Raw genomic sequence first — 24,408 nt, forward strand, 5'->3', positions numbered from 1 at the left:
GTGGGATCGATTTTTTTGCGTCCTATTTACAATTAACAAATCATATTGATCATACAGCAAATGAGAATTATTAGGCTATTACCAGCAGTTATAATTATTCTTCAGTTTTCGTGCAGCAGCGTAACGAGGGAGAAACAAGTATTAAAAATAAAGGGGAGTGAGTCGATGCATGAGACTTTCGATGCATTGAAGCGAGATTTTGAAAAATTACAAGACACCCTATCTCTAGAGATAGAGGGGGGAGGGAGTCGTACGGGGTTGATGGCGATCAAAGATCATTCGGTGGACATAGGCTTGTCGTCTTATGCGTTTGATTTGGACTCTGTACTAGGAGCTAATCATGGTGTGAAAGAACAAATAGTCGCCTATGATGGGATCGTAATTATCAACAATGATCTCAATCCAATAGAGCAGTTGACTCGCGAACAAATCGGTGGAATCTATCGTGGAGAGATCGTAGACTGGAGTGAGCTAGGCGGAGAGCCTGGTAAGATTATGCCTGTTATGAGAGATCAAAACTCGGGAACACAGAAGTATTTCTCAGAATTTTTTGAACTGAGTACTATTTCGGAAGATGCAGTGATCGCATCAGAAAACAATGAAATCGTATCCAAAGTATATGAGGACAAGAGAGGAATCGGTTTTATTGGGTTTGCGTATGTAACACTCAATGTAAGAGAACTACAACTACCCTCTATCAAGGAGAAGGATACGTTTTTTATCGCGCCATCATTTAAGACGATTCGCCAGGGAGAATACCCGCTCCGTAGAGGACTTAGAATGTACTATGAGGATAAAGAGAATGCTAAAGTTACTTCCTTTTTATCCTATTTGTCCAGCGAACGAGCGCAGAACATCATAGAGGGAAATGGCTTGATCTCGAATGTGTCTGGCGAAGAACCGCTACTGACTGAAGAAGGGTTGACGATACTTTGATCTTTATGCAATAAACAATGACGTCCTCGCTTCGAGCGAGAACGTCATTGTATCAATCTCAACTAATCATCGGCATGTACTTGTCTTTATTGTCTAGGATCGCCCAGAGATTGATCGCTAGCATCACCAAGACAACTACCAATGTCGACGGATCATGTACAATGTGGTGGATCACGATCCCCACCATCACAGGTAATATCACTATCGCACCCAAAGCACGCAGCTTTGGTATCGCAATCAATATCCCTCCGACCACTTCGATGAATCCCACTAGAGGAAACAACCAACCGATCTTCGCAAATGCACCAAAAAGCGCCATTTGCTCCTCGCTCATCTCTGGCATAGGCATGTAGTTAAGAAATTTGTTCAAGCCTGAGTTGACCATCATCAACCCAAACAGTACCGTCAGTACCAATAGTATTTTACTTTTCATAGTTCAGTTTGTTTATGAATACATGCTAAACAGCATACACGTAAAAATGATCCAATGTTGGATAAAAAACAATAGAATAGTAGGGCATCTGTCACACGCTAAGGTAGTTACTATACCAGATGATATCAGCTTTTTTCTTTAACCGGACGGTAGATCATCACTTTACCTTTGGTGACTTGATCGAGGCGAAAGTTGCTCACACCGACTTTCTTGCCCCACTCTCCTGTGTTTTGATGTGCGATCTCGTAGTTCATGGGTTCGTTGACTTGATAGACGATGGCAGTGTGCTGCGCCATGGTCGCCGAATAGGTCGTATTTCCATCCTTCCATTTCATCTCCACATTCTCGAATTGGATCAGGTCTCCTGGCAGTATATCTTCCTTCTTTGGGTTCAGTTTTCTACCATAGATACTGATGGTTTTCATCGAGCTCCTGTCAAAATAAGCCCCAGAATACTTCAACGCACCAGCGGCCAGATCCCAGCATTCACCACGGTCAACCTTGGTTCCCATGACGCTATCCACATACTGGACGACCTTCTGGTTGAGCTCGGGTAGCTCGGTCTGGAGTGACAAACTAATGAGCAGTACAGACAAGACAGATTTGATCATAACAAATGTTGTTTTTGGTTCGGCTAGTCAAACGAAATAAGAACTGATGAGTTGTCTACTTCTGTGTTTCGTGAGGATACGAATATATGGCCAGTACTTTTGCTCTGCTTCGTGTCTCACAAGTCAAAGCTTTAATCTTATCAGATAAATAACAGGGAATCTGGGGCATGACTGATCGAGAGAATGCTCCTATGGTACATGGATTATAGCGTCCCCTATGACGCACCGGGAGTGTCATACAATATCGTATAAAGTCATTCTACGATTCTCACTGACAAATGTGGGGAAACCAATACAAACAGGTGAGGATGATCAAATGTTAGGGAATTAACAATATTCAAAAACCTTTTGATGGAGGATACGATTACCTTTATTAGAAATACATAACAATCAATTTTACAAAATGAGAAACATTGCTTTATTCAGTCTGTCATTGCTATTTACGGTATTGGTCAGCTGTACACCCAAAAAGAAAGAAACACCCATGGAAAACAAAACAGAGCTACCTGTAGAAGAAAGCTCACTTCAAGAAACACTCGATGCGAAAAAGGCGGATTTCAATGCGAAAGCCTCCGACGAGAAAAAGAAAATCTATGCAGAAGGCATCGCAGCTGTCTCGGAAAGTGGCGTACTTCAAAATGCTAAAAATGTGGGCGATCAGGCACCTGATTTTACGCTGAAAAATGCACTTGGAGATGAGGTTTCGCTCGGCGATTACCTCCAGAAAGGTCCCGTCGTACTCACATGGTATCGCGGAGGGTGGTGTCCTTATTGCAACCTGACTTTGAATAGTTTGCAGTCTGAGCTACCTAAGTTTCAGGCAGAAGGTGCGAATTTACTTGCTCTCACGCCTGAGCTACCAGACAAATCTATTTCAACGAAAGAAAAAAACGAATTGGAATTTGAAGTGCTCAGTGATATTAGCAACACGATCGGTAAAGAATACGGTATCGTTTATCAGCTGACAGATGAAGTTGCTGATAGCTACCAAAAAGGCTTTGATTTGCATGGCTATAACGGTGACGAGAGCGACGAGCTACCACTCGCAGCGACATACGTAATAGATACAGATGGTAAGATCACCTATGCATTCTTAGATGCTGAGTATCGCAACCGAGCGGAACCATCAGAGATCATCGCTGCATTACAAGCACTCAAGAAGTAGTGGATAGCTTTCACAGTACTTAAAAGGAGCTGGACTTAAAACAAGAAGGGTCGGAACACCTCTGTTCCGACCCTAAATCCAAACCACCTAACCTGATCTTTATTTCAGTCTATAGTTGAGACCAGCACCATACATGGCACCAATACGACTGAGAGTTGCTGCATTTCTTATATTGTCTGTATCAGAGACATTACCAGTATTGGTAATGTCATTGCCAAATACATAAAGGGATATCTTATCATTTAATAGCTTTTTTTCAAGTCTTAAGTTGACTATCGTTCGTCCACTATTTTTTGCTACTACAGTGGGAGAGGTTGTTGCTGGAGGCAATGACTCTTCAGTTAGCGTTGGATATCTCTCTGTGTCGTAATAGTAGTTGGACTCAGTCCAAAAAGCAGAAGTCTGAATTAAACTTGCCGTAACGTTGAAACCTTGACTGAACGAATAATCTGCTTTGAGTCTAAATACGTGCTTGGGCATGAAGGGGGTAGAGGGTGTCGGGTCTTCTGTGATACCGCTGATGTCAAAGTCTCTATTTTCTTGGTATTCCCATGTGGTCTCAGACCAAGCGTGAGAAGCTTCGAAAATTAACCCTTGCATTGGAAAAAACTTGATGACCGTTTCAGTACCGATACTTTCTCCACTCACATAGTTACCATAGAGATAATAGTCAGTGACTCGATCGTCTGTGATGGATTTTTGATCGATTAAAATAGCAGCCCCTGGGTTGGCAGAAACACCATCAGTAATGTAAGTCTTAAAGAAGGTCGCATTTAGCTGAACTTTGTCTCCTAGATGGCTTTTGATGCCAAATTCCCATGTTTGGAATTTGGAAGGAGAAGTTTCAGAACCATTTTTTGCAGCTAAATTTTGAACACCTTGATTACGGGTTTCAGCTTGAATAGCTGCTTGACCAGCCTCAGATGCAATAAATGCGTTTGCAGTAGCATCTGCCGTAGCATCATCGGCTCCTGCATTGATGGCTTGTTGATATGCTATGTCATAAACCTCTTTTGTGATGAGTTGTGTAACCGCAGTGGGGGTTTGTAGCAAGAATACGTTGACGTTGGTACTGTTGAAGCCTGGGGTAGTATAAGATTGGGTAAACCCTCCCCATAGTGTAATGTTTTTGTTAGCAATGAAAGAGGCTTTGGCCATAGGTGAGAAGTAGTACTTGTCGTTGACCAGAGAATAGTTCTCTGCTTTGATTCCAAGTACAAGATTTAGCTTTGCATCCAATAACTTGATTTTGTTTTGAACGAAGGCACCTTTGATGGATTCATTGGCTTGAGGGTCGACGTAGTTTATGTAATCTGTGGACTTGATATTATGTACGTCAAAATCTACAATACGGTAGTTGATACCCACACTGAGGTCGTTGTATTGTCCGAGAGAAAGGTTGTCTTGGATTTCAAAATCATAAATAGCATTAGAGATATTCATTCCTCCCCCTCCACGGTAAAAGTCGTTCTCAATGTTGGTAGATGCTCTGACAAATAAACTGTGTGTGTCATTGAACGAATGATCAAATCGTACATTGGCTACTGTACGGTTTGCACTCACCTCGGTGTATTGTAAATCATCGTCTCTTGTAAGTAAAAAACTCTGATCAAAGACGCTTGTATATACATTTTGTTGATAGCCATTGTGGTGTAGGCGAGCAGATATTTTTGATTTTTCGGTCAGGTCGAAATTTAATTTAGCTCCCCAACTGTAGTAATTGCTTTCGTCGTAATTTTCGGTAAAAGCAGTCGTGATACTTGTACTGTTACCGTCTTCGTCTTTTCCAGCCATAGATTCCCATCCAGAGAAGTATCGGTACTTAGCATAGCCAGAGACGGCTACTTTCTCCGAGATTTTTCCTCCAGCTCTAACAGATACAGCAGCATAGCCTGGTGCTGCACCTTCTGCTTTGATGTTAATGCCATCGTATTTTTCAGGATTTTTGGTGAATATGTTGACAACACCCGTTGCGGAGTTGGCACCATAGACCGTTCCACCAGAACCTTTGATCACTTCAATTCGGTCTATTTCATCTAATGGGATATCGAAGTTCTGAAAAGATAATACGGAACCCATTAAATCCTGAATTGGGGTGCCATCGAGTAGATATAGTACTGTTCCTGGGTCAGAATTCTCTGTAGTGGAATTGCGAATCGAAGAATATACGTTGCTGTATGAAGTTTGAACGCCCCAGTAGCCAGGTACATTTCTCAGTGCTTCGTGCAGGGTGGTCGCACCCGATTTCATGATGTCATCTGCGGTCAAAACATAAATGGATGATGCTACATCTTGTAGTCTTTCGGCTTTTTTGGAAACCGAAGTGACTTCCATGTTCATTAGGTCTTCGAGTGACATATCTAATATGTCTTCGTCGTTTTCTTGTGCCTGCGCTAAACCTATGCTCAGTACGAGCATAATTAGGGTTAGCAGATAGCGGGGTTTGTTTTGATTTTTCATTGTATTAAGTTTTAGGTGTTGGTAATTAGTTAATTACTAGACAGTCCTCTTCCGCCCTCAAATGCGATTTGAGAAAATCAGAGTTACTAGAATTTTGTTATCGTGTGTAAGTAAGGTACTTAGTTGATAGACTGACCGAGGGCTAGGAGTTTAGAACTCGGAACCATATTCTTAGATTCTATGTTGTTCTTGTCTATTTTGAAGCGCAGTTTTCCAGCTTCTAAGAAGAAACCAATATCTGCTCCTCTACCCACTTTAGAGCTATTGTCTGAAATGAGTAGGATGCTCTTTTTGTTAATGAATGAAGTATAGAGACTTAGGTTCTTTTCTTCTGATTCAGGTACGTAGAGCATTTGGCATTTTGCGGCATCAGATGCTGAGTTGATGGAGATGACCTGCATATTCCCTTTACTCGCAGCGAATGACTCCAGTTTATCCTTGACATCAGAGGTGCCTACTATACCTACTGTCATTGGGCTAGGTGTGGTAGACCACTGTACATATTCTGAGAATTTGTATATAAATAGAGCCTTGAACTTGCTCTCTTGCGCTTGAGCACTGTAGTTGATGACTAGGGTGCTGATGAGCAAAGCGGTTATTATGAATGTTTTTTTCATCATGGTATTCGTAAAATAGATGAGTTGATTATATGATTCTGTTATCTTAATGTAAACTGGCTAGCGAACTCTTTCAGTGAGGCAGCTACCTTGGTCAACCTTTCGGATTTTTCACTGTAGTTATTCATCCCAGATGAAAGTTCAGTCGCTGAACTAGCAATTTCTTCTGTACCTGCTGCGGTTTGCTCCGCGATGACTACCACCGATTCGGTAATAGACACCACTTGGCTAATATCCTGTCCTTGTGCTTTGGTTGCATTCACAATATCTTCAGAGAGCGCTAGCGATTGATTCGTGGACTCTGCTATGTCTTGGAAAGCAACGGATGCTTCCGTAGTGGCAGACGATCCTGTGCTTACACTCTTGTTCATGGTTTCCATGACTTTAGAGGCCTGCTGTGTATCTTTTTGTACGTCTTCTACTAGTTTTTCAATTTCTTGTGCGGAATTTCTAGAATCCTCTGCGAGTTTTCTAATCTCCTCGGCAACTACCGCAAAACCACGACCAGCATCACCTGCTTGAGCTGCTTCGATGGCAGCATTCAGTGCGAGTAGGTTGGTTTGTGAGGCGATATCTGTGATCACGCCCAGGACTCTGCTGATCTCCGCAGAACGCTGTGTGAGTACGTTGATCGAAGTGTAAGTTTCCTTGGCATAGGTGTCAATCTCACCCATGGCACTACCGATGTTCTCGATCATGGCTCTACCACGCTCACTTTTGAGCACCCCTGCTTTGGCAGCATCGTTGATAGATTCTGCTTTAGCTCCCATCTGTACCGATGAGCTGAGGATTCCTTCTACGAGCGTTGATGTTTCGTCGACCTTCACCACTTGGTTCTGAGCACCAGAACTCATCTGTGCGATGGCAGAAGCAATTTCGTCTGTGTTTGCATTCATTTCTACGCTGGCATTGAGCATTTCCACGGAGGATTCATCTACAATGTTGGCGTTGGATACGATATTAGAAATTAGTGTACTCAGGTTTACCAAAGCACGCTCTAGGCTATCCATGAGTTGTTTGATCTCTCCCTTGCCTTGGCCTTCATATCTAGCTCTTAGGTCACCTTCTGCCATGGCAGATACGATTCTTTTGACTTCCATGATCGGTGTAGCAAATGATTGGAGCAGATCATTGACCGCCTGCGCTAGGTCTTTCCATGCACCATCTTTATCCTCTACGTTGATTCGTGAATCCAGCTGTCCTTCCTGACCAGCTAGTTTTACTACATCGTTGGTTTCTTCGATGACACGAGTTAGATTGTTTCTCATTGATAGGAGAGCATTTCCTAATACGTCTTCGCTGCTTAGTGCGGTGAAGTTTGCATTTAGATTTCCTCGACCGATTTGGCTTGCAAATTCTGATGAAGAGGTGAACCCTTCGATTAGAGAATTGATTCCTTCACTCATGCTGCCGATTTCATCCCTGTTCTTAACATGTATGCTTTCAGGGATTTTACCCAATTGGATTTGGCTGATTTTATCCTGGAGTGATTTGATCGGTAGTGTAATGTTTCGCGATAGCCAATTGGATATGATGAAAGCAAATACGGCTGCTAGCACACCCAATACGATGATGTTAATCGTGAGGCTGCTGAAAGACTCCTGCATGGTTTCCTTTAACTCATCGGAGTGTTGGTTTTTGACAGCTATGGTAGCATTGAGTCTATCGATGAGGTCGTCACTCTGTGGTACGATGTTACTTTCGATCAGGTCTTCGCAGATGAATACCGTCATAGGGTCTTCATAATCCATTCCACTTTGGAGACTCTCCATGACTGTGGTTTGGTCTGCGAGTATGAGTTCAAAAGCATCAACGATCGACCGTATTTCTTCTCGTTCTTCCTCCAGCGCTAACTGGTCGACCATTGATAGTATCTTCTCTTTCTGTGCGGGATAGATCGTACTGTGAATCTCCGCTAGCTTTTCTTTGTCCTTTTTATAGGTACTGATATAGACCCAGTTGGTGCTATAGGTTTTACTGTCCGTGATGAGCCTATTAAAGTCTCGGAGTACGGTCAGCGTAGGGTTGACATCATTAGAGATCGTGTTCAGTACTCCTATACTCGTATTGAGCGTCAGTGAGGTGTACAGAACGTTAAATAAGATCACTAGTATTAGAATCAAAAAACTGGTTCTAATTTTCTTGCCAATGGTGACGTTGATATTGCTAAAAAAATCTTTAACCTTATTCATGGTAAAGTCGGTGTTTGGATTGTACTTATTCTAGTTAGAAGATATTAAATAGTCAGGTTAACTAAACCTTCTGCCTAGGACTGTTATACTCGTCTCTGAGATAAAAATCTAAGGCAAAAGTAGCTACACTGCAGGGTATAAAACAATTGGTCAAAACCCATATTTTTAAGTTAGGTGATTTTGCCTAGGAATGACATGCGTATTAGAATAGCTGGGTATTGAGATATTAAACAATAGGTTTTTGATTGTTTATATCGAGTAAATGTATGTTCTTCTCTTGCTGCAATCACCTCTAACTAATTTGTCTATATAGGCTTATTGTAAAATATAATTTTATTTCTATACTCTGAAATTATCGCTATGTTTCTTTCCATATTTATGGGGATGGACTGCATGTTATATGTATGTTAAGAGATTTACCTACCTATTTGTAGTGATTTTTTCATGTTTTATCACAGGTGTTTTATTGTGGTTGTCTTGTTGATGTAGTATCCAGCTCAGTACTGGGCCGATAGCCAATGCTGGGAGCGCAAAATAGAGACCAAAGCTCCTATATAGATACCCTATGCATAGGAGACTAATGATGGTGATTGCATAACCTATACAATTGACCAATGTTAGTGCGCTGCCTTTGAGATGAGCGGGTGCGCTATTTGCTACGAGCGTAGAGAACATCGGAGAATCTGCAATCACCAACCACCCCCACACCAATAAGAAACCATAAATAAGTGGAGGGTACCCAATGATGACAAGTAGTCCTGCTCCCAAAGCACATAATCCTGACCCCAATAGGTTAGCGTATGCAATTCGCGAGGGTTCGATATGTTGCGATAGTCGGCCAGCGACTATACAAGCTACACTACCTATCCCTATGACTCCAAAGGAAAGTATCGATGGACTGATAGATGTCTCAGAAGAGACCGAAAAACTAATAATAGCAGGGACGAGTGCCCAAAAAGTATAAAGCTCCCACATGTGACCGAAGTAGCCTAATGCTGCCGAAGTGAATTTTTTGTCTCTGAATATGAGGAAGGTCTGATTGAGTTTTATTTTTTGAGCGGGTCTACGGTGTGGCCCATCTGGTACGAATATTCGTATCAGTATACCGCCCGTAGCGCATAGTGCAGAAGTGCTGACAAAGACAACCTGCCAAGATAGATCATTAAAGCTACCACGGAGTAGGTGAGGTAGTGCAGTACCTATCACTAGTGCTCCTATTAGGTAGCCTAGTGATTTTCCTAGCCCTTTTTGATAGTAATCTGCGGCGATTTTCATGCCGACAGGATAAATTCCAGCTAAAAAGAAACCTACTAGAAACCGTAGAGATGAGAAATATAGCAAAGATGGAGTGACCCAAGTGATGGCATAGTTAGCAGATGCTCCTATTAGCGCACTGATCAAAAAGACTGTTGAAGGCGAATATTTATCCGTCAGGTTGAGTAGTGCGTAACTAAGCGTACCTGCTATGAAACCCAACTGCACTGCAGATGTCAGTACACTCATTGCATTATCGGGAAAACTATAGGCCGTGATGAGTTGGTCAATCACGGCATTACTAGCGAACCAAATAGAGGTGCAGCCAAACTGCGCAATGACGATAGTAGAAAGGATTCGGTTTTGTTTCAAAATATATGTTTCAATGTATAAGAACCCAAATCCTTCTCTTTCGGTTCAGTGGTACTTATTTTTCTGTGATTTGGATGCCTGCCATTTTGAGGTGGTCCCAATATTCTGGGTAGGACTTGACCACTACCTCTGGTTCGTTGATCACTACATCGCAAAGCATAGATACAGGTGCAAGTGCCATCGCCATGCGGTGGTCGTCATAGCTATCGAACGTGACAGGAGCTGTGATCACATGATTCTTTGGCATAGGAGTGAGTACCCATGTGCCTGGTTTGGTTTCTTCTAGTTTGGCACCTAGTTTGGCAAGCTCGGTAGCCATGGCGGCTGTACGGTCGGTTTCTTTGATACGAAGACTTTCTAGCCCTGTCATTTCTAGACTTACACCTTTGACCGCTGCACATACGAATACTGTCTGTGCTAGGTCAGGGCAGGATTTGAAGTCTATCACCATGTGTGCTTTGTGGTCACATTTGGTTAGTGTGACCGCATTGTCAGTGAATACAGATTTTACACCGATTCCTTCCATGATCTGTGCTATGGCACTATCGCCTTGGTTGGATTTCTCTCTTAGTCCCGTAAGTGTAACCTCTGCTTCTGATGCCATGGATACGAGACTGTACCAGTAGCTAGCGCCTGACCAGTCGGATTCTATGGTATAGCTGTTGGCTTGGTAGTTTTGAGACGCTACGGTGATAGATTGCTCTTCGAACTGACTGTCTATACCGAAGTGTTTCATGAGGTTGAGCGTCATCTCTATGTATGGACGACTATATATTTCTCCTTCGAGATGGATGGTTAATCCTTCTGGTAGTGTCGGAGCGATCATTAGTAGCGCAGATATGTATTGGCTGCTGATGTTGCCAGGGATCGTGAGACTGTTTGTTTTTTGCGATTGAAATGGCTCGAACTGTAGGGGTGGGTAGCCTTCTTCTCCTAGGTAGCTGATGTTAGCACCTAGGTCGTTGAGTGCCTCAGCGAGTATCTTGATGGGACGCTTGCACATGCGTGGTGTACCTGTGATTTGTCTTTGGGTCGACCCCATGGCAAGGTAAGCCGTCATAAAACGCATGACCGTACCTGCATCTAATACGTCTAGCTTTTCGTCATCAGAGGACAGCAGGCGCTTCATCGTGACAGTGTCCCGTGCAGTCGAGAGGTTATCTAGTGACGCTTGGTTGCCACCTAGTTTTTGAATCAAAAGAGCCCTGTTGCTTTCGCTCTTGGATGAGGTCAAAGGAACAGTTAATGATAGTTTGGCTTGGTGTTTTGCAAGGAATAATGCGTCACTCATATTTTCTAGTCTTAGATTATTCGGCAATATTAATCCGAAAATCAGACAGGCACTAGATAGATTGATGGATTTTGAAACCGAATTATGGTTTTACGGATGAGGAGAGATAAAAAGATGGAGGGAATGGTTCGTTTGACCTGTTTCAGCCAAATATTATTTGGAGAGGGAGGTAGGAGAAACCGTACTTTGAATAATAATCTGAGTTTTAGCCATCCCTTACATTGTTAGCATCGATGAAAATATATATGATAATATTTAGGGGGATGAGCCATCTAAAATTGTATTATCAGCGTATATATACCCACTGCTCACTAAGGTGTGAGAGGCATGAGGATTGAATGAAAAAGATATGAAAAAAGCAAGAAAAAGTATCGTACCTACACTGATCGCAGGTGTCACTGCGACAGTCTTAGGATTGGCTACCTACTCTATCATTAAGAATGATAGAGTGGTTCAAAAAGTGAATCGAGTGGATTCTAAGAAGAAACAAGAGCGGATGTTTATCTAGCCGCTCTGCGTTTATCCTATTCGCTCGTTGAGGTAAAACAAGCTGTCGATCATGTCTGGAATCCCTATCGGGATATTGATCGTACAGCTACCTATTTCTTTGAGTAGACTGAATTGCACTATTCCTCCTTCATTCTTCTTGTCCTGTGTCGTCAGTCCCAATATCTCCTCGAACAACTTCGTATCGATTTTCTTCGGTGCATAGACTTTAATCAAAAAATCCGTAATCTCCTCAAGAGACTCTTTGCTCAGCCCTGTCAGTTTGTGTGAGAGATACGCTTCTGTAATCATGCCTACTGCGATCGCTTCTCCATGTAATAGTCTCTCTCTAGGGATTTCCAAAAAGTAAGATTCAATGGCGTGACCGATCGTGTGACCAAAGTTTAGGATTTTTCTCAATCCAGACTCGAAAGGGTCTTCTGTAACCACCTTTTTTTTGATGTCGATGGAATGCGAAACAACCTCCGTCCAGTCGTGACGGTAAGGGTCGATGGTTTTGACTTGCTCCCAGTAGGCTGCATCATAGATCAGCCCATGCTTGATGACTTCCGCGAAACCTGATCGAACCTCTTCTTTGGGTAGAGTACTGTAGAAGTCGGTATAGATGAGTACGTTTTGAGGTTCGTTGAAGATGCCGATGTGGTTTTTAAATCCATGAAAATCTACGCCTAGCTTGCCGCCTACACTGGCATCCACTTGTGAAAGTAATGTGGTAGGGATGTTGAGAAACTCAAATCCACGCTTGTAAGTACTGGCTACAAATCCTCCCATGTCACCGATGACACCACCGCCGAGGTTGATCATGAGTCCTTTGCGGTCAAAACCTGCTTCGGTCAATGCCATCCAAATGTCTTCACAGGTAGAGAGGTTCTTGTTAGACTCTCCACTGGGGATGGTGATGAGGTAGTGGTCAGGTAGGGCATCCAGTATTTTGGGAAGACAATGTGCTTCCGTGTTTTCATCCACCAATACGGCTATTTTGCTATACTTTCTACTGGCTAGAAAACGCGTGATGCTCTCCTGTATATTCGTGGTAACTTCCGTATTGTGATTTTCCATGGTGTGCTTTTGAGGTCGCAAAGTTAACATCCCTTCGCAATTGTCAAATGACTGGCGTAAAAATCAATCAATTGTATAATAACATCTCGGCCATACCGCCGTAAACAGTGATCTATGAATAGATTCGTACTTCTTGTTTTCTTTTTTCTGGCTTTCCTAGCTTTGGACTACTATGTGTTTCAGGCGGTTAGATTACTCACCCAGAATCAATCCCAGCTGATTAAAACCATACTATATTCTATTTACTGGTTGTTTACGTTGTTGGCAGTAGTAGGGCTACTCTTTTGGAATCGTATGGATACTTTCGAATTGGCTACTTTTCGGAATTTTGTCGCAACAGGTATCATGATGAATATTGTTTCTAAATTGATCGCGGGCGTGTTTGTCTTTTTGGATGATATCATTCGGCTGGGTAAGTACGCTTATCGAGGGATAGTGAACAATGGAGGGGTGACGCAAGCGGCGGAAGGAATAACGCGATCGGAATTCTTGGCGAAATCAGCTTTGGTGGCTGGTGCTGTACCCGTAGCGATGATGAGTTATGGGATTTTATCAGGAGCTTATGACTACAGAGTCAGAAGGAAAACCATTTTGCTCCCAAATCTACCCAAAGCATTTGATGGAGTGAAGATTGCTCAGTTGTCGGATATCCATAGCGGGAGCTTCTATAACAAACGGGCAGTTCAGGGAGGTATAGACCTGATGATGGCGGAGAAGCCCGACTTGTTCCTATTTACCGGCGATCTGGTCAACAATGAATCCAAAGAAGTGGCTGATTACATGGATATCTTTTCTAAGGTGAAGGCTCCTCTAGGGCAGTTTTCCGTCTTGGGTAATCATGACTATGGAGATTATAAACAATGGAGATCTACACAGTCCAAGCAAAAGAATTTAGAAGACTTGATCCAATCACATAAAAATATGGGGTGGGATATCATGCTCAACGAGCATCGATATGTGGAAGTAGATGGCGAACGACTTGCTTTAATAGGTGTGGAGAACTGGGGGAAGGGGGGATTTGCTAAATATGGTGATCTGACCAAGGCCAGCCAATATGTGGAGGCGGACACAAAGATTCTGCTATCTCATGACCCTAGTCACTGGGATGCTCAGGTACGTCCCGAGTTTGGAGATATAGATTTGACGCTGTCTGGGCATACGCATGGTTTTCAGTTTGGGATAGAGATAGGAGATTTTCGTTGGAGTCCATCACAGTACATCTATAAGCAATGGGCTGACCTATATCAGCAAGGGGAACAGTATCTCTATGTTAATCGTGGGTTTGGCTTTTTGGGTTACCCTGGTCGTATAGGTATTTTGCCAGAGATTACGATTCTGGAGCTGAAAAAGGCTTAAACTATTTCTTGTATCTGACTTGACCATCGACGATGGTGTATTCGATCTCTGTTTTTAGGATGTCTTCTTCAGGGATAGACATGATATCCTGAGAGAGTATCGTGAGGTCTGCTACTTTTCCGATTTCTATACAGCCTTTGATGTCTTCTTGGAATGCACCGTAGGCATTGTTGATGGTAAGAGATTCTAGAGCTTCGATTCGAGTCATTTTTTGGTCTCCTTCGAAACCATCCTCTGGATCACCACTGAGTGTTTTTCGGGTGATGGATGCATAAAAATTAGCAAGGACACTAACGGGCTCGACGGGAGCATCTGTGCCATTCATGACTGTGGCGCCAGAGTCGATGAGTTTTCTCCAGACATAGGCTCCCTCTTTGATGCGCTCTTCGCCGATACGGTGTATTGCCCATGGTCGATCGGAGGACATGTGTATGGCTTGCATAGATGGGATCACGCCCATTTCGCCAAATCTCGGTATGTCATCCGCAGCGATGTGCTGTGCATGTTCGATGCGAAACCTTGGGTTTACTTTCGTGGTGTCGGACTGAAATACAATTTTGTAGATGTTAAGTACGGCCTTGTTAGCGGCATCTCCGATACAGTGGATGGCTACTTGAAAACCCGTCTCGTAAGCGCGCTCAGATACGCGGAGTAGTTGGTCTGCGGTGGTGATTTTTTTGCCAGACTCTTCGGGCGCATCACTGTAGGGCTCTAACATGAGTGCTCCACGCGAGCCTAAGGCGCCATCAGCATAGAGTTTGATCGTGCGCACAGTTAAAAATTCATTGTCTACTTTTGGTCCAGTTTGGAACCAATGATCTAGCAGTTTGCTGTCACTTCCATCTAGCATGGCATTGACACGGAGGTGAAGCATGTTTTGGTTGTAGAAGGATTCGTAGAGTGCGATTGTTTTTTGGTCGATCCCTGCGTCGTGTACAGCAGTGACGCCATGACTGAGGTATTCTTCTATGGCATGGTTTAGCGCTTCTATTCTTTTTTCGTCGCTAGGTTCAGGGATAATACTTTGGACGAGTTGAGTAGCGGATTCATTGAGTATCCCAGTTGGGAGGTCGTCTTCGTTTCGGAAGATTTCACCACCTTCTGGATTAGTTGTTTTTTTAGTGATTTTGGCGAGTTTGAGTGCTTTTTGATTGACCAAAATAAGGTGTCCACTCGCATGCATGAGTACGACGGGATTGTTAGGGGATACCGCGGATAATGAATCGTTCGTAGGGAAGCCCTGAAAGGAAGGGGAGGGGATGCTGTCCCATTTTTCTTGATGCCATCCTCGCCCGATGATCCACTCACCTTTTTTGGTAGAGGATGCCTTGGCTTTTACTGCTGCAATGATCTCTTCGTAACTGTTGGTTTTTGATAGATCGAGGTTCATCATGTTGTAGCCAACACCCATCAGGTGTGCATGACCATCGATGAAGCCGGGAACAACTGTTTTTTTGTTTAAATCCAAAATTTTCGTACTGTCACCTACCCAGTTGTTGGCGTTGAGGTTGTTACCGACGTAGACTATTTTTCCATCTACTATGGCGAGAGCTTCTGCACGAGGTTCTTTCTTGTTCAGTGTATGAATCAATCCGTTGAATATAACCATGTCTGCCTTGGGGTGTTTGTCAACACAGGATGTGAATAAACCTAGCATCCAAAAGGAGAGGAATACATAAGTAAGTTTCATGAAACGATGCTTTTGAATCAAGTGGATGAATTCTAGTTTATAAGTTTACGATATTTGGCAGTAAGATACAATATTCGAAATGAGAATAAAGCACAATCGACAACATGAAAGTATACACTAAAACAGGAGATAAGGGAGAAACAAGTTTGCTGGGAGGTACACGATTGCCTAAATCCGCTCTGCGGATAGAGGCCTATGGTACGGTTGACGAACTCAACAGCTACATAGGGTTGCTCCGAGATCAGGCAGTTAATACACGACATATCGAGTTGCTCATCTCTATACAGAATCATTTATTTGTGATCGGAGCGGATCTGGCCACCGATCCTCAAAAGACCAAAGTAAAGAAGCCTCCAGTGGAGCCAGAAGAGACGGAGCAACTAGAGCGTGCCATTGATGTACTGGATGGAGATTTGCCCCCGATGAAATTCTTTGTGTTACCAGGTGGCCATCAGTCGGTTTCGTTTGGGCATGTGGCGCGAACGGTGTGCCGTAGAGCCGAGCGGATTGTCATCGCATTGGCACAAGAAGAGTATGTTGCGGACGAAGTACAAATCTACCTTAACAGGTTGTCAGACTACTTATTTGTGCTGTGTAGATGGATGGCTGTGCAATTAAATATCGATGAAGTGCCATGGAAGCCAAATAAATAATAGGGACTTTTCAAAAAATCAGAACAAAGCAGAAAAACATGGCAAATTCTGTAACTTAGCATCGTCTTTTTGTAGACAGAAAAGGCAGAATCAATCAAATATATAAGAGATGAGTAGTAGTACGATCGATTTTGATATCAAAGAGGTTGCCCAATCCAAAATCAACGAGGTTGACTTTAATCACATTGAATTTGGGAAGGTGTATTCTGATCACATGTTCGCAGCAGAATATGAAGATGGGGAATGGAAGAATTTTCGAATTGAGCCTTATGGTGATCTATCGATTAGTCCTGCCAATGCGACCTTGCACTATGCTCAGTCTGTATTCGAGGGCTTGAAAGCTTACAAAGATGACCAAGGGGCTATCCGTATTTTTAGACCAGATGCCAATGCCAAGCGTATGGTAATTAGTGCGGAGCGGATGTGTATTCCTCCTATCCCAGAAGATCTGTTCATGGAAGCACTGACCGAGTTACTCAAGCTAGATGCGGCATGGATCCCGACGAGACCTGATACGTCTTTGTATATTCGTCCAGTGATATTTGCCAATGATCCTTATGTAGGAATCAGACCTTCGATGACCTATAAGTTTTTGATTTTCACAGGGCCTGTAGGTGCGTACTACTCAGAACCTGTTAATGTCAAGATAGAAAAAAAATACACTCGTGCTGCTTCTGGTGGCGTGGGGTTTGCAAAGACTGCGGGTAACTATGCCGCGTCTTTATATCCAGCTATGGAGGCGCTCAAAGAAGGCTACCACCAGTTGATCTGGACAGATGGCAAGGAGCATGAGTATATCGAAGAGGCTGGTACGATGAATTTGTTGTTTTATATCAACGATACGCTGATCACTGCCCCAGCAGGAGATAGCATACTTAATGGAATCACCAAAGACAGTGTACTGACACTCGCACGCGACTGGGGGATGAAAGTAGAGGAACGCCGACTAACGGTGACAGAACTGATAGCAGCACTGGAAGCAGGTACAGTACAGGAAGCCTTCGGAGCGGGGACTGCAGCGACGATTTCGAAGATCAAGATGATAGGAAATGAAGGCAAGCAGTATCAACTGCCAACAGAGACGCCGCTGGCGGATAAGCTGTTCAGCGAATTAGATGATATCAAGATGGGTCGAAAACCCGATCCGCACGGTTGGGTATTCACGTTATAAAAAATGAAAGCAGCTCGAAAGGCTGCTTTTTTTGATTTGGGCAATATTGTTTAGCACGAGGGGCTATTTTCTACTAAAGAAGCCTTTTTTCTTTTTCGGTTCTTCTTTGGTTTCTTCCACGCTACCGATCAGCCAGTTGGACGCAGGCAGTACCATATCGAATTCCTTAAACGCTATGTTTGGGTTTTGTTCGACGATCAAGTCGATCAGGACATTGGAGGAGACTTGCGCCATGGCACTATCTGACATAACTGCTGCAATTTTATCCGTTTTTTTGATCAGCTCTTTGCCTACTTTATCTATGAAGTCGTTTTTGACCCAGATTCGTGCTTCTGCTTCGTATGATTCTAGTTGTCGTCTATCAATCAGCCAGTGTATCGTATCAGTGAGGTAGGATGCTTTGGCCGCTAGAGACAAAACCTTTATTACCGAAGTTTCAGAGACTTCCCCTTTCCAAGTAATGTATAAGGTGGTTTTTTCTTCATCAAACTCTAGTATAGCGTCATTCGCTTCGTATATAGTCTTCATCAATCTTGTTTTATGGTTGTTTTGAACTGGGCGGGGATTCGGACGCAAAACTAGATAATTGGCTCCACAATATTTTATATGACCGAGGATTTCGTTTGAGGACTGCTTCGTGTCTTATTTAGTAACAAGAGGTAGTTGAAACCGTGCCTTTGCCGGCGGGTATGCGCTTTAGTGGATCTCGCTTTAGCTTCTACCAACCTCAATAGGATACTAGTATTTATATATTTAGTAAATATGATAGTTTTCTGTCTACAATCTCGTGTCTATGGATCTAAGGTCTTGATTCGGAATGTAGAGAATTTCATTCTCTCCTAAACCTATGGTGCTTTCAGCCCATAGTGGTTTAGTCAATTTTACAAAGCCATAATCAACCTCTTTTGTTCTACTGCCCACAACGAAAGGCTATTAGATTGACCTGCTAGGTTTAGTTTGCTGATAATGTTGCTTCTGTGCTTTTCTACGGTTCGTTCAGAGATATGAAGTCTTTCGGCTATCATTTGAGAGCTACATTGACTGGCTACAAGTTTGAGGATCTTTTTTTCTGATGATGAAAGCAAATCCAAATTGACGGTCTTTTTGGTATCGGTGGTAGTGGCAGTAGAGAGAATCGAGGGGCTGTAATAAGAATTGCCCTGCATGACCTCATCTATACATTTGAATATTTCTGTACTGGTATCTTCTTTTAGGATATAGCCCGCTATGTTGAGACTTTTCGCTTGTGCGATCAAGTCGGGCTCTTTGTGATAGGATAGGAGAATGAATTTAGTGTCTAGCTGCTTTTTTCTACACTCATCAGCAATGGACAGCCCACTCAAATAGGGCATTTCAATATCCAATAGAGCAATGTCAGGTTGGCTATCTAAGATCAATTTTAAAGCCGTGGCACCATCGCTTGCAGCTCCCAACAATTCTACATTACCTTTTTGATGCAGTAGTTCTTTCAATCCCTGCAACAACAGCGGGTGATCATCTGCGATTACGATGCGTACTACTTTCGAATCAAGCATTTTCTGTTCGTTTTGAAATATGGAGTGTGACACTAGTTCCTTTTCCCTTGATGGATTCTATCATCAATTTGCCGCCGAGAAGTTGTGTTCGTTCTTTGAGCGTTTTCATTCCTAAGCTAGTCATGACTCTGGAGTCTTCAGTCAAGTCAAAACCCACGCCATAATCTTTCACTTGGATCGATATACGTCTCGGTTCGTTCTTTACGACTATTGACGCAGACTCTGTCATCGAATGCTTCAGTACGTTATTCAAACACTCCTGAATGATCCTGTAAATTTGTAATTCCTTTGCTTCGTCAAATAAACCATCTATGGTGTCAATCTCTTCGGAAAAGAAAATGTCGGAGTATTCATCTGCGTCACTTACCAATTTTTGGATGGCAGCTGTAAGACCCAAGTTTTCTAATACAGCTGGATGCAGTGCCTTGGAGATTGATCTCACTTCCTCTAGTGCTTTGGATACCATATTGGTGGTGTTTTCATCTTGATTCAAGGCTACCTTATTTTTGATCAAAATAAGACTTTGGCCGACTGAATCGTGGAGGTCTTGGGAGATGCGTTTTCTTTCATCCTCGTGTGCTACGATCAATTGCCGCGAATAGAGGGCTTCCATTTTTTTGGCTTGAATGGCAAACCTTGATGAGCGATAGAAATAAATTCCCGCAAAGAGTAAGAGCAAACCAATCCCGATAGCCCAGCTCAGTCGGGTTTTGAATAAATTGGCTGTTGCGAGAACCTTAATTTCATTTTCTTGATCAGATATCTGCCTCTCCCTGTGCTCTTTCTCATACAATGTCTCCATATAGACCAGTGCATTGGATTTGCTAGCGCTGAGTATAGAGTCTTTGATATGAATGGAAGACTGTAGGTGTGTATGAGCATTTTCGAAATCCCCTTTTGCCAAATAGCATTTATAGGTCAAATTCTCCATTTCCATCACCTCTTCGTACTTGTTTTGTGTTCGGCACTGATCGATCAATTGCTTAGACAGAGCAATTGTCTCGTCATATCTGTTTTGACAGTAAAGGGAATAGACCTGTGCCCATAAATAAAGCTCATCCAGCCATTTGGATCCCTTAAACTTGTCTCGTTCGGCTTGCATGCGCTGAAAATAGTGGTTCGCAGAATCACAGCGGTTGATTTTGGTATATGCAACCGTGAGCTTACTGTAAGCGGAATACCTTAGGTCTGGCTTTGGGTCGCCAAGTGAGATTGCTTTTTTCAATAAACGAATCCCTAGACTATCATTATTCAATTTGCGGGCTTCAGTGGCGTAGTTAATATAGTTCACCAGAATCAGTCCTATTTCTGTATTCGCATTGCTCAGCTGAATGAGTTTTTTTCGCTGCTCGATCGCCTTTTCAGCAAACCCGTTCATCCCATAGAGGATAGCCGTCTCATTGATCGTTTTGATCAGGCTAGCAGTATCATAGTTGTGGGCAAATATCGCACGGGCATTTTCTAACAATTCACCTGATTTTATAAAATCGCCCTTTTGCATGTGTCTGGCTGCCATATATAAGTAGGCCTCTCCAAATTCCCTCTGAGTTGAATCATTGAGTGTTTCATAAACATGAGCTGCATTATTATACTCACGTAGTGAACTGTCATATTCGTTTATGTATTCGTAAATATTCCCCCGTTGAATTAACAATGCCCCCCTAGTTGAGGCTGACAACTGATCATCCCAATGAAGTGTTCTGTTAATAATGGCGAAAGCAGAATCGGGAATGAATACTTCTGAATAATACGTCTTAGCTAAACGGATGGCGTACTTGGCAGCAAAATCGTACTGTTGTTCTGCTTTAGTGTTTTGGATAGCCCGAGAAAGACACTGTTGGTATAGGTCCAACTTTTCGGGGTATATCCATACGTTCAAGGTGTCATACAAGGGAAGTTTAGCCTCCCAAGTAGGTTGACTATCAATGACCTGAAAAAGTGAATCGTAGTTGTGATTGCCATAGGACGAACCACCTGCTGAGAATATAAAACCTGCTAAAAGGAATAATCGCTGCATCACTAGTGAGATGTAATTAATTCGAGTCGCCAAGATCAGGATAAAATCATAAAATAAGCTGATTAAATGCAAAATATAGGTTCGGGGAGGATAAAAAAAATGCTACAGTTTCCTAGCTGCCTTTTCATGTGAAATGAAACGGATATGTAGGGTTCTCATCTGACTCCATCCAAATGTGCTTGACTTTTACGTACTGCCACGTATGTATTTACGGGATGCCTCGTATTGCCTCGCGTAGCTGCTGTTTTCATCTTTGTATTTGTAAATCAGCGTCAGCACATGAGAAAAATTCACCTCCTAACCACACTAGTAGTTATTCTTGCTACGCATGGTCCGTTTGCATTGGCCCAACAGATCACGCCCTATAGCCTCTACAATCAGAATACCTTTCTGATCAATCCCGCTGTAGCAGGTATGAACAACTGCTGGTATGGTTTTGTAAATCGTAGAGTACAAACAGCCGGAGTAGATAATGCTCCTTCTATGCAGCAACTGAGTCTCTATGGGAGTCTAACTCCTACACATGGTTTGGGAACTACCATACGCTATTCGGATTTAGGATTAGTCACTCAGTTTTCAGGGAACATCAGTTATGCTTATCATCTGAAGGTATCTGAGCATAGCTCGCTGCATGCCGCTTTCTCTCTGGGGATCGATCAGCAGCGATTCGATATGAATGAAGTGATCGCTAGTGATTACACAGACGAATTGTTAGTTGGGCAAAATCAACCCCAATCACGGGTATCCAATGGTTTGGGGCTGATGTTTACTTCTCGAAGGTTGACGCTAGGGGCGGCCATGCCTCAGACATTTTCGAGAAAATCAGAGTTGAACTTTGCACAGAGCGAACTGTTCAATGCTTACGCTGCTTATGATCTCGCTAGTGGGCCTAACTGGATGCTCGAAGGATTTCTTCTCTATCGAAACTACGATGAACAAACCGATCAACTAGATATTGGTAGCCGCGTCTTGCTCAAAGATATCTTAGGTCTTGGAGCGATCTACAAAACTGGCTATGGCTTGGCGGTAATGGCCGACGTGCAAATCAATGATAGATTCATTTTTGCTTATAACTATGAAATCCCTACCAAAACCCAATCTCTCGGAGGCTCGCATGGGCTTATGCTGGGGATTAAACTATGTCGCAGAAACAAACCTGAAGAGAGACAAACCTATGTCACTCACACTCAACCAGCACTTGTCACATGGCCTACTCTAGTTGAGCCGGTTGAAACCTCAGCGCAGCTCGTGACCCAACCCACAAATGTTGAAGCATTACCTGATTCTCTCAATGCTGTTTTTACTCAAAAAGACTTAATCATCAGATTTGCAATTGCATCTGAAGATTCGGTGATTTCGGGAAATCAATACAAGGTCATCTCTAGAGTAGCTGAAATACTAGAAGCGCATCAGGAACTTAATGTCACGATCATCGGACATGCGAGCGCATCTGGTACAGAAGAATTTAATCAGCAAATATCTGAAGCAAGGGCAACAGCGGTGGCCAACGAACTTGTTCAGATTGGTGTGGCTCGGGACCGCATCTCTACGATTGGGAGAGGTGAAATAGACCCTATCTCCGAACAGGATGAAGAGAACCGATGCGTACAGGTCGTTTTTCATGTCGACTGATTCAGTAAATCATCCCCTTATTATTCCGATACATAGATGAAAAAGATACTACTTATTGCTCTTACCTTGTTGACATTCACCCTATCCAAAGCGCAAGAATGTGATACGCTATCCTATGAGTGGGAAACCCCCACTCCAACCACAACTGTTTTTAATTATGGATCTGGTAGGCTTACAGGTGTACCAGATCCATCGAACTCTACAAATCCAACAGACGCAAAAACAATCTTTGAAGGATTTACTAGTCCTAGCCCTGGTACGACCTCAGTAGGAGCTGTTTTATTAGGTCTTGGGTTTCTTTCGGACGCCAATGATAATCTTAGGATTGATGTGATGGTTTATGATGACAATGGGTCAGGCAGACCAGGCACTCAGGTCGGGGGTGTAACAGGTCTTTCACCTACTTCGTTAGGGGTAGTGCATAATTTTAGAGAGTTTTGGATTGAGCTGCCTTCTTTGCCAGTTCCGACTACCAGTAGATTTTATATTGGCGTAGTGATGCACCCTGGGGATGCCAGCGATCAACTGGTTGTCCAAACTAGTGCTAAAGGACAGGGCAATGGAGATGGATCCAATAGCATTACAACAACCCAATATGGAAATGAAATATTACTTAGTGTTTACAGTAGCGATATAGATCTGAAAATAATAGCAAAACTGGGGGTAGTTAGAGATCCTTCTTTTAGTTACGGTAGCAGCAGCTATTGTTCTAATCTACCTGATCCCACACCTACTATATCAGGGGACGCAGGAGGTACATTCACTAGTTCTCCTTCGGGTCTTTCTATCAATAGTTCTACGGGTAAAATAGATTTGTCGGCTAGCAGCGGTGGCACCTATACTGTGAGATACACGACGGGAGGAACATGTTCTCAGTTCAAAACCCAATCTGTAGTCATTGTAGATGATCAACCTACGATTACCTGTCCAGCCAATCAGACGATAGATTTTAACGCCAGTTGCCAATATACTTTGCCTGATTATAGGAGTTTGGCGATCGCCAGTGACAACTGTAGTACGCCTACCCTTACACAATCTCCTGCTCCAGGGTCTGTTTTGTCCGCTACTCAAGTCGTTACACTTGCTGCCAATGATGGGGATGGAAATACAAAAACTTGCACGTTTAGTGTGACTCCAGCCGACAACACGAAACCTACGGTCACGTGCCCTGTAGATCAGAATGTGAGTTTCGACGCGAACTGTGAATATACACTGTTGGATTACACGACTTTGGCAACTGCCGCTGACAACTGCGGAACTGCTACGATCACACAATTCCCAGCCGTTGGAACAGTGATTACCGCGAGCCAAGTCATCACACTGACCGCCACAGATGGCGCAGGCAATACAGAGACCTGTACCTTCAATGTAATTCCAGCAGATGACACGAAACCTACGATCACGTGCCCCGCAGATCAGAATGTGAGTTTCGACACGAGCTGTGAGTATACACTGTT

At 43.1% G+C, this 24,408-nt stretch carries 20 protein-coding genes; 8 read left to right on the top strand and 12 right to left on the bottom strand.

Annotated features, from left to right (window positions below; genetic code table 11):
* The first annotated feature begins 60 nt into the window (after positions 1 to 60).
* A complete protein-coding gene (locus tag BGP76_RS20020; RefSeq protein ID WP_139280986.1) occupies positions 61 to 936 on the top strand; it encodes a PstS family phosphate ABC transporter substrate-binding protein in 876 nt (291 codons plus the stop codon).
* A 58-nt stretch (positions 937 to 994) separates the two neighbouring features.
* On the opposite strand, the gene BGP76_RS20025 is transcribed toward BGP76_RS20020, so the two are convergent.
* Together BGP76_RS20025 and BGP76_RS20030 are read right to left on the bottom strand one after the other, a co-directional pair.
* Complete coding sequence (locus BGP76_RS20025) at positions 995 to 1,369, bottom strand: DoxX family protein (protein WP_073122602.1); 375 nt, start codon at positions 1,367 to 1,369, stop codon at positions 995 to 997.
* Positions 1,370 to 1,494: 125 nt separating this feature from the next.
* Positions 1,495 to 1,980, bottom strand: coding sequence for a hypothetical protein (locus BGP76_RS20030; protein WP_073122600.1), 486 nt, complete (start codon positions 1,978 to 1,980; stop codon positions 1,495 to 1,497).
* A 403-nt stretch (positions 1,981 to 2,383) separates the two neighbouring features.
* Here BGP76_RS20030 and BGP76_RS20035 point away from each other — a divergent pair, with 403 nt between their 5' ends.
* Entirely contained in the window at positions 2,384 to 3,145 is a 762-nt protein-coding gene (locus BGP76_RS20035; RefSeq protein WP_119845970.1) for a peroxiredoxin-like family protein, read from the top strand.
* Positions 3,146 to 3,244: 99 nt separating this feature from the next.
* Here BGP76_RS20035 and BGP76_RS20040 read toward each other — a convergent pair whose 3' ends face one another.
* The 5 genes from BGP76_RS20040 to BGP76_RS20060 all read right to left on the bottom strand — a co-directional run bounded on the left by BGP76_RS20040 (position 3,245) and on the right by BGP76_RS20060 (position 11,331).
* Positions 3,245 to 5,605, bottom strand: coding sequence for a TonB-dependent siderophore receptor (locus BGP76_RS20040; protein WP_119845971.1), 2,361 nt, complete (start codon positions 5,603 to 5,605; stop codon positions 3,245 to 3,247).
* 119 nt (positions 5,606 to 5,724) lie between these two features.
* Positions 5,725 to 6,222, bottom strand: coding sequence for a YfiR family protein (locus BGP76_RS20045; protein WP_073122597.1), 498 nt, complete (start codon positions 6,220 to 6,222; stop codon positions 5,725 to 5,727).
* A gap of 41 nt (positions 6,223 to 6,263) precedes the next feature.
* Entirely contained in the window at positions 6,264 to 8,414 is a 2,151-nt protein-coding gene (locus BGP76_RS20050; RefSeq protein WP_073122595.1) for a methyl-accepting chemotaxis protein, read from the bottom strand.
* 420 nt (positions 8,415 to 8,834) lie between these two features.
* Positions 8,835 to 10,040, bottom strand: coding sequence for a nitrate/nitrite transporter (locus BGP76_RS20055; RefSeq protein WP_255416160.1), 1,206 nt, complete (start codon positions 10,038 to 10,040; stop codon positions 8,835 to 8,837).
* 55 nt (positions 10,041 to 10,095) lie between these two features.
* Positions 10,096 to 11,331 carry a 3-phosphoshikimate 1-carboxyvinyltransferase gene (locus BGP76_RS20060; RefSeq protein ID WP_119845973.1) on the bottom strand — a complete coding sequence of 412 codons (1,236 nt, stop codon included), beginning with the start codon at positions 11,329 to 11,331 and terminating at the stop codon, positions 10,096 to 10,098.
* A 349-nt stretch (positions 11,332 to 11,680) separates the two neighbouring features.
* Here BGP76_RS20060 and BGP76_RS20375 point away from each other — a divergent pair, with 349 nt between their 5' ends.
* Positions 11,681 to 11,839 (top strand): hypothetical protein, encoded by a 159-nt coding sequence (locus BGP76_RS20375; RefSeq protein ID WP_158584352.1) that lies wholly within the window; start codon positions 11,681 to 11,683, stop codon positions 11,837 to 11,839.
* Between the two features lie 11 nt (positions 11,840 to 11,850).
* Here BGP76_RS20375 and aroB read toward each other — a convergent pair whose 3' ends face one another.
* Positions 11,851 to 12,897: a 3-dehydroquinate synthase gene (aroB, locus tag BGP76_RS20065; RefSeq protein WP_119845974.1), complete on the bottom strand. Its 1,047-nt coding sequence runs from the start codon at positions 12,895 to 12,897 to the stop codon at positions 11,851 to 11,853.
* Positions 12,898 to 13,011: 114 nt separating this feature from the next.
* Here aroB and BGP76_RS20070 point away from each other — a divergent pair, with 114 nt between their 5' ends.
* Positions 13,012 to 14,253 (top strand): metallophosphoesterase, encoded by a 1,242-nt coding sequence (locus tag BGP76_RS20070; protein WP_119845975.1) that lies wholly within the window; start codon positions 13,012 to 13,014, stop codon positions 14,251 to 14,253.
* A 1-nt stretch (position 14,254) separates the two neighbouring features.
* On the opposite strand, the gene BGP76_RS20075 is transcribed toward BGP76_RS20070, so the two are convergent.
* Positions 14,255 to 15,943 carry an amidohydrolase gene (locus tag BGP76_RS20075; protein ID WP_119845976.1) on the bottom strand — a complete coding sequence of 563 codons (1,689 nt, stop codon included), beginning with the start codon at positions 15,941 to 15,943 and terminating at the stop codon, positions 14,255 to 14,257.
* A gap of 104 nt (positions 15,944 to 16,047) precedes the next feature.
* On the opposite strand from BGP76_RS20075, the gene BGP76_RS20080 reads away from it, so the two are divergent.
* Both BGP76_RS20080 and BGP76_RS20085 read left to right on the top strand, forming a co-directional pair.
* Positions 16,048 to 16,596 (top strand): cob(I)yrinic acid a,c-diamide adenosyltransferase, encoded by a 549-nt coding sequence (locus BGP76_RS20080; protein ID WP_119845977.1) that lies wholly within the window; start codon positions 16,048 to 16,050, stop codon positions 16,594 to 16,596.
* 109 nt (positions 16,597 to 16,705) lie between these two features.
* Complete coding sequence (locus tag BGP76_RS20085; protein ID WP_073122582.1) at positions 16,706 to 17,767, top strand: branched-chain amino acid aminotransferase; 1,062 nt, start codon at positions 16,706 to 16,708, stop codon at positions 17,765 to 17,767.
* A 63-nt stretch (positions 17,768 to 17,830) separates the two neighbouring features.
* Here BGP76_RS20085 and BGP76_RS20090 read toward each other — a convergent pair whose 3' ends face one another.
* The 3 genes from BGP76_RS20090 to BGP76_RS20100 form a co-directional block, all read right to left on the bottom strand.
* On the bottom strand, positions 17,831 to 18,295 hold the full coding sequence (locus BGP76_RS20090; RefSeq protein ID WP_119845978.1) for a hypothetical protein: 465 nt from the start codon (positions 18,293 to 18,295) through the stop codon (positions 17,831 to 17,833).
* Between the two features lie 353 nt (positions 18,296 to 18,648).
* Positions 18,649 to 19,302 (bottom strand): response regulator transcription factor, encoded by a 654-nt coding sequence (locus tag BGP76_RS20095; protein WP_119845979.1) that lies wholly within the window; start codon positions 19,300 to 19,302, stop codon positions 18,649 to 18,651.
* Positions 19,295 to 21,319, bottom strand: a complete 2,025-nt coding sequence (locus tag BGP76_RS20100; protein ID WP_119845980.1) for a sensor histidine kinase — start codon at positions 21,317 to 21,319, stop codon at positions 19,295 to 19,297. The genes BGP76_RS20095 and BGP76_RS20100 overlap by 8 nt, the downstream gene beginning before the upstream one ends.
* Before the next feature lie 279 nt (positions 21,320 to 21,598).
* Between BGP76_RS20100 and BGP76_RS20105 the strand changes: the two genes are divergently transcribed.
* The gene (locus BGP76_RS20105) at positions 21,599 to 22,951 is read left to right on the top strand and encodes a PorP/SprF family type IX secretion system membrane protein (protein WP_119845981.1); all 1,353 of its coding nucleotides are present in this window, start codon (positions 21,599 to 21,601) and stop codon (positions 22,949 to 22,951) included.
* 36 nt (positions 22,952 to 22,987) lie between these two features.
* On the top strand, positions 22,988 to 24,408 hold a 1,421-nt coding region (locus BGP76_RS20110; RefSeq protein WP_119845982.1), incomplete at its 3' end, for an HYR domain-containing protein.

It is taken from the genome of Reichenbachiella sp. MSK19-1 (assembly GCF_003590315.1).
Lineage (GTDB): Bacteria > Bacteroidota > Bacteroidia > Cytophagales > Cyclobacteriaceae > Reichenbachiella > Reichenbachiella agariperforans.

What these genes read in the sequence shown, in the direction of transcription:
- BGP76_RS20020 (WP_139280986.1), top strand. Translation starts at nt 61, where the DNA reads ATGAGAATTATTAGGCTATTACCAGCAGTTATAATTATTCTTCAGTTT.
- BGP76_RS20105 (WP_119845981.1), top strand. Translation starts at nt 21,599, where the DNA reads ATGAGAAAAATTCACCTCCTAACCACACTAGTAGTTATTCTTGCTACG.
- BGP76_RS20375 (WP_158584352.1), top strand. Translation starts at nt 11,681, where the DNA reads ATGAAAAAAGCAAGAAAAAGTATCGTACCTACACTGATCGCAGGTGTC.
- BGP76_RS20095 (WP_119845979.1), bottom strand. Translation starts at nt 19,302, where the DNA reads ATGCTTGATTCGAAAGTAGTACGCATCGTAATCGCAGATGATCACCCG.
- BGP76_RS20045 (WP_073122597.1), bottom strand. Translation starts at nt 6,222, where the DNA reads ATGAAAAAAACATTCATAATAACCGCTTTGCTCATCAGCACCCTAGTC.
- BGP76_RS20025 (WP_073122602.1), bottom strand. Translation starts at nt 1,369, where the DNA reads ATGAAAAGTAAAATACTATTGGTACTGACGGTACTGTTTGGGTTGATG.
- BGP76_RS20080 (WP_119845977.1), top strand. Translation starts at nt 16,048, where the DNA reads ATGAAAGTATACACTAAAACAGGAGATAAGGGAGAAACAAGTTTGCTG.
- BGP76_RS20090 (WP_119845978.1), bottom strand. Translation starts at nt 18,295, where the DNA reads ATGAAGACTATATACGAAGCGAATGACGCTATACTAGAGTTTGATGAA.
- BGP76_RS20085 (WP_073122582.1), top strand. Translation starts at nt 16,706, where the DNA reads ATGAGTAGTAGTACGATCGATTTTGATATCAAAGAGGTTGCCCAATCC.
- BGP76_RS20040 (WP_119845971.1), bottom strand. Translation starts at nt 5,605, where the DNA reads ATGAAAAATCAAAACAAACCCCGCTATCTGCTAACCCTAATTATGCTC.
- aroB (WP_119845974.1), bottom strand. Translation starts at nt 12,897, where the DNA reads ATGGAAAATCACAATACGGAAGTTACCACGAATATACAGGAGAGCATC.
- BGP76_RS20075 (WP_119845976.1), bottom strand. Translation starts at nt 15,943, where the DNA reads ATGAAACTTACTTATGTATTCCTCTCCTTTTGGATGCTAGGTTTATTC.
- BGP76_RS20050 (WP_073122595.1), bottom strand. Translation starts at nt 8,414, where the DNA reads ATGAATAAGGTTAAAGATTTTTTTAGCAATATCAACGTCACCATTGGC.
- BGP76_RS20060 (WP_119845973.1), bottom strand. Translation starts at nt 11,331, where the DNA reads ATGAGTGACGCATTATTCCTTGCAAAACACCAAGCCAAACTATCATTA.
- BGP76_RS20035 (WP_119845970.1), top strand. Translation starts at nt 2,384, where the DNA reads ATGAGAAACATTGCTTTATTCAGTCTGTCATTGCTATTTACGGTATTG.
- BGP76_RS20070 (WP_119845975.1), top strand. Translation starts at nt 13,012, where the DNA reads ATGAATAGATTCGTACTTCTTGTTTTCTTTTTTCTGGCTTTCCTAGCT.
- BGP76_RS20030 (WP_073122600.1), bottom strand. Translation starts at nt 1,980, where the DNA reads ATGATCAAATCTGTCTTGTCTGTACTGCTCATTAGTTTGTCACTCCAG.
- BGP76_RS20100 (WP_119845980.1), bottom strand. Translation starts at nt 21,319, where the DNA reads ATGCAGCGATTATTCCTTTTAGCAGGTTTTATATTCTCAGCAGGTGGT.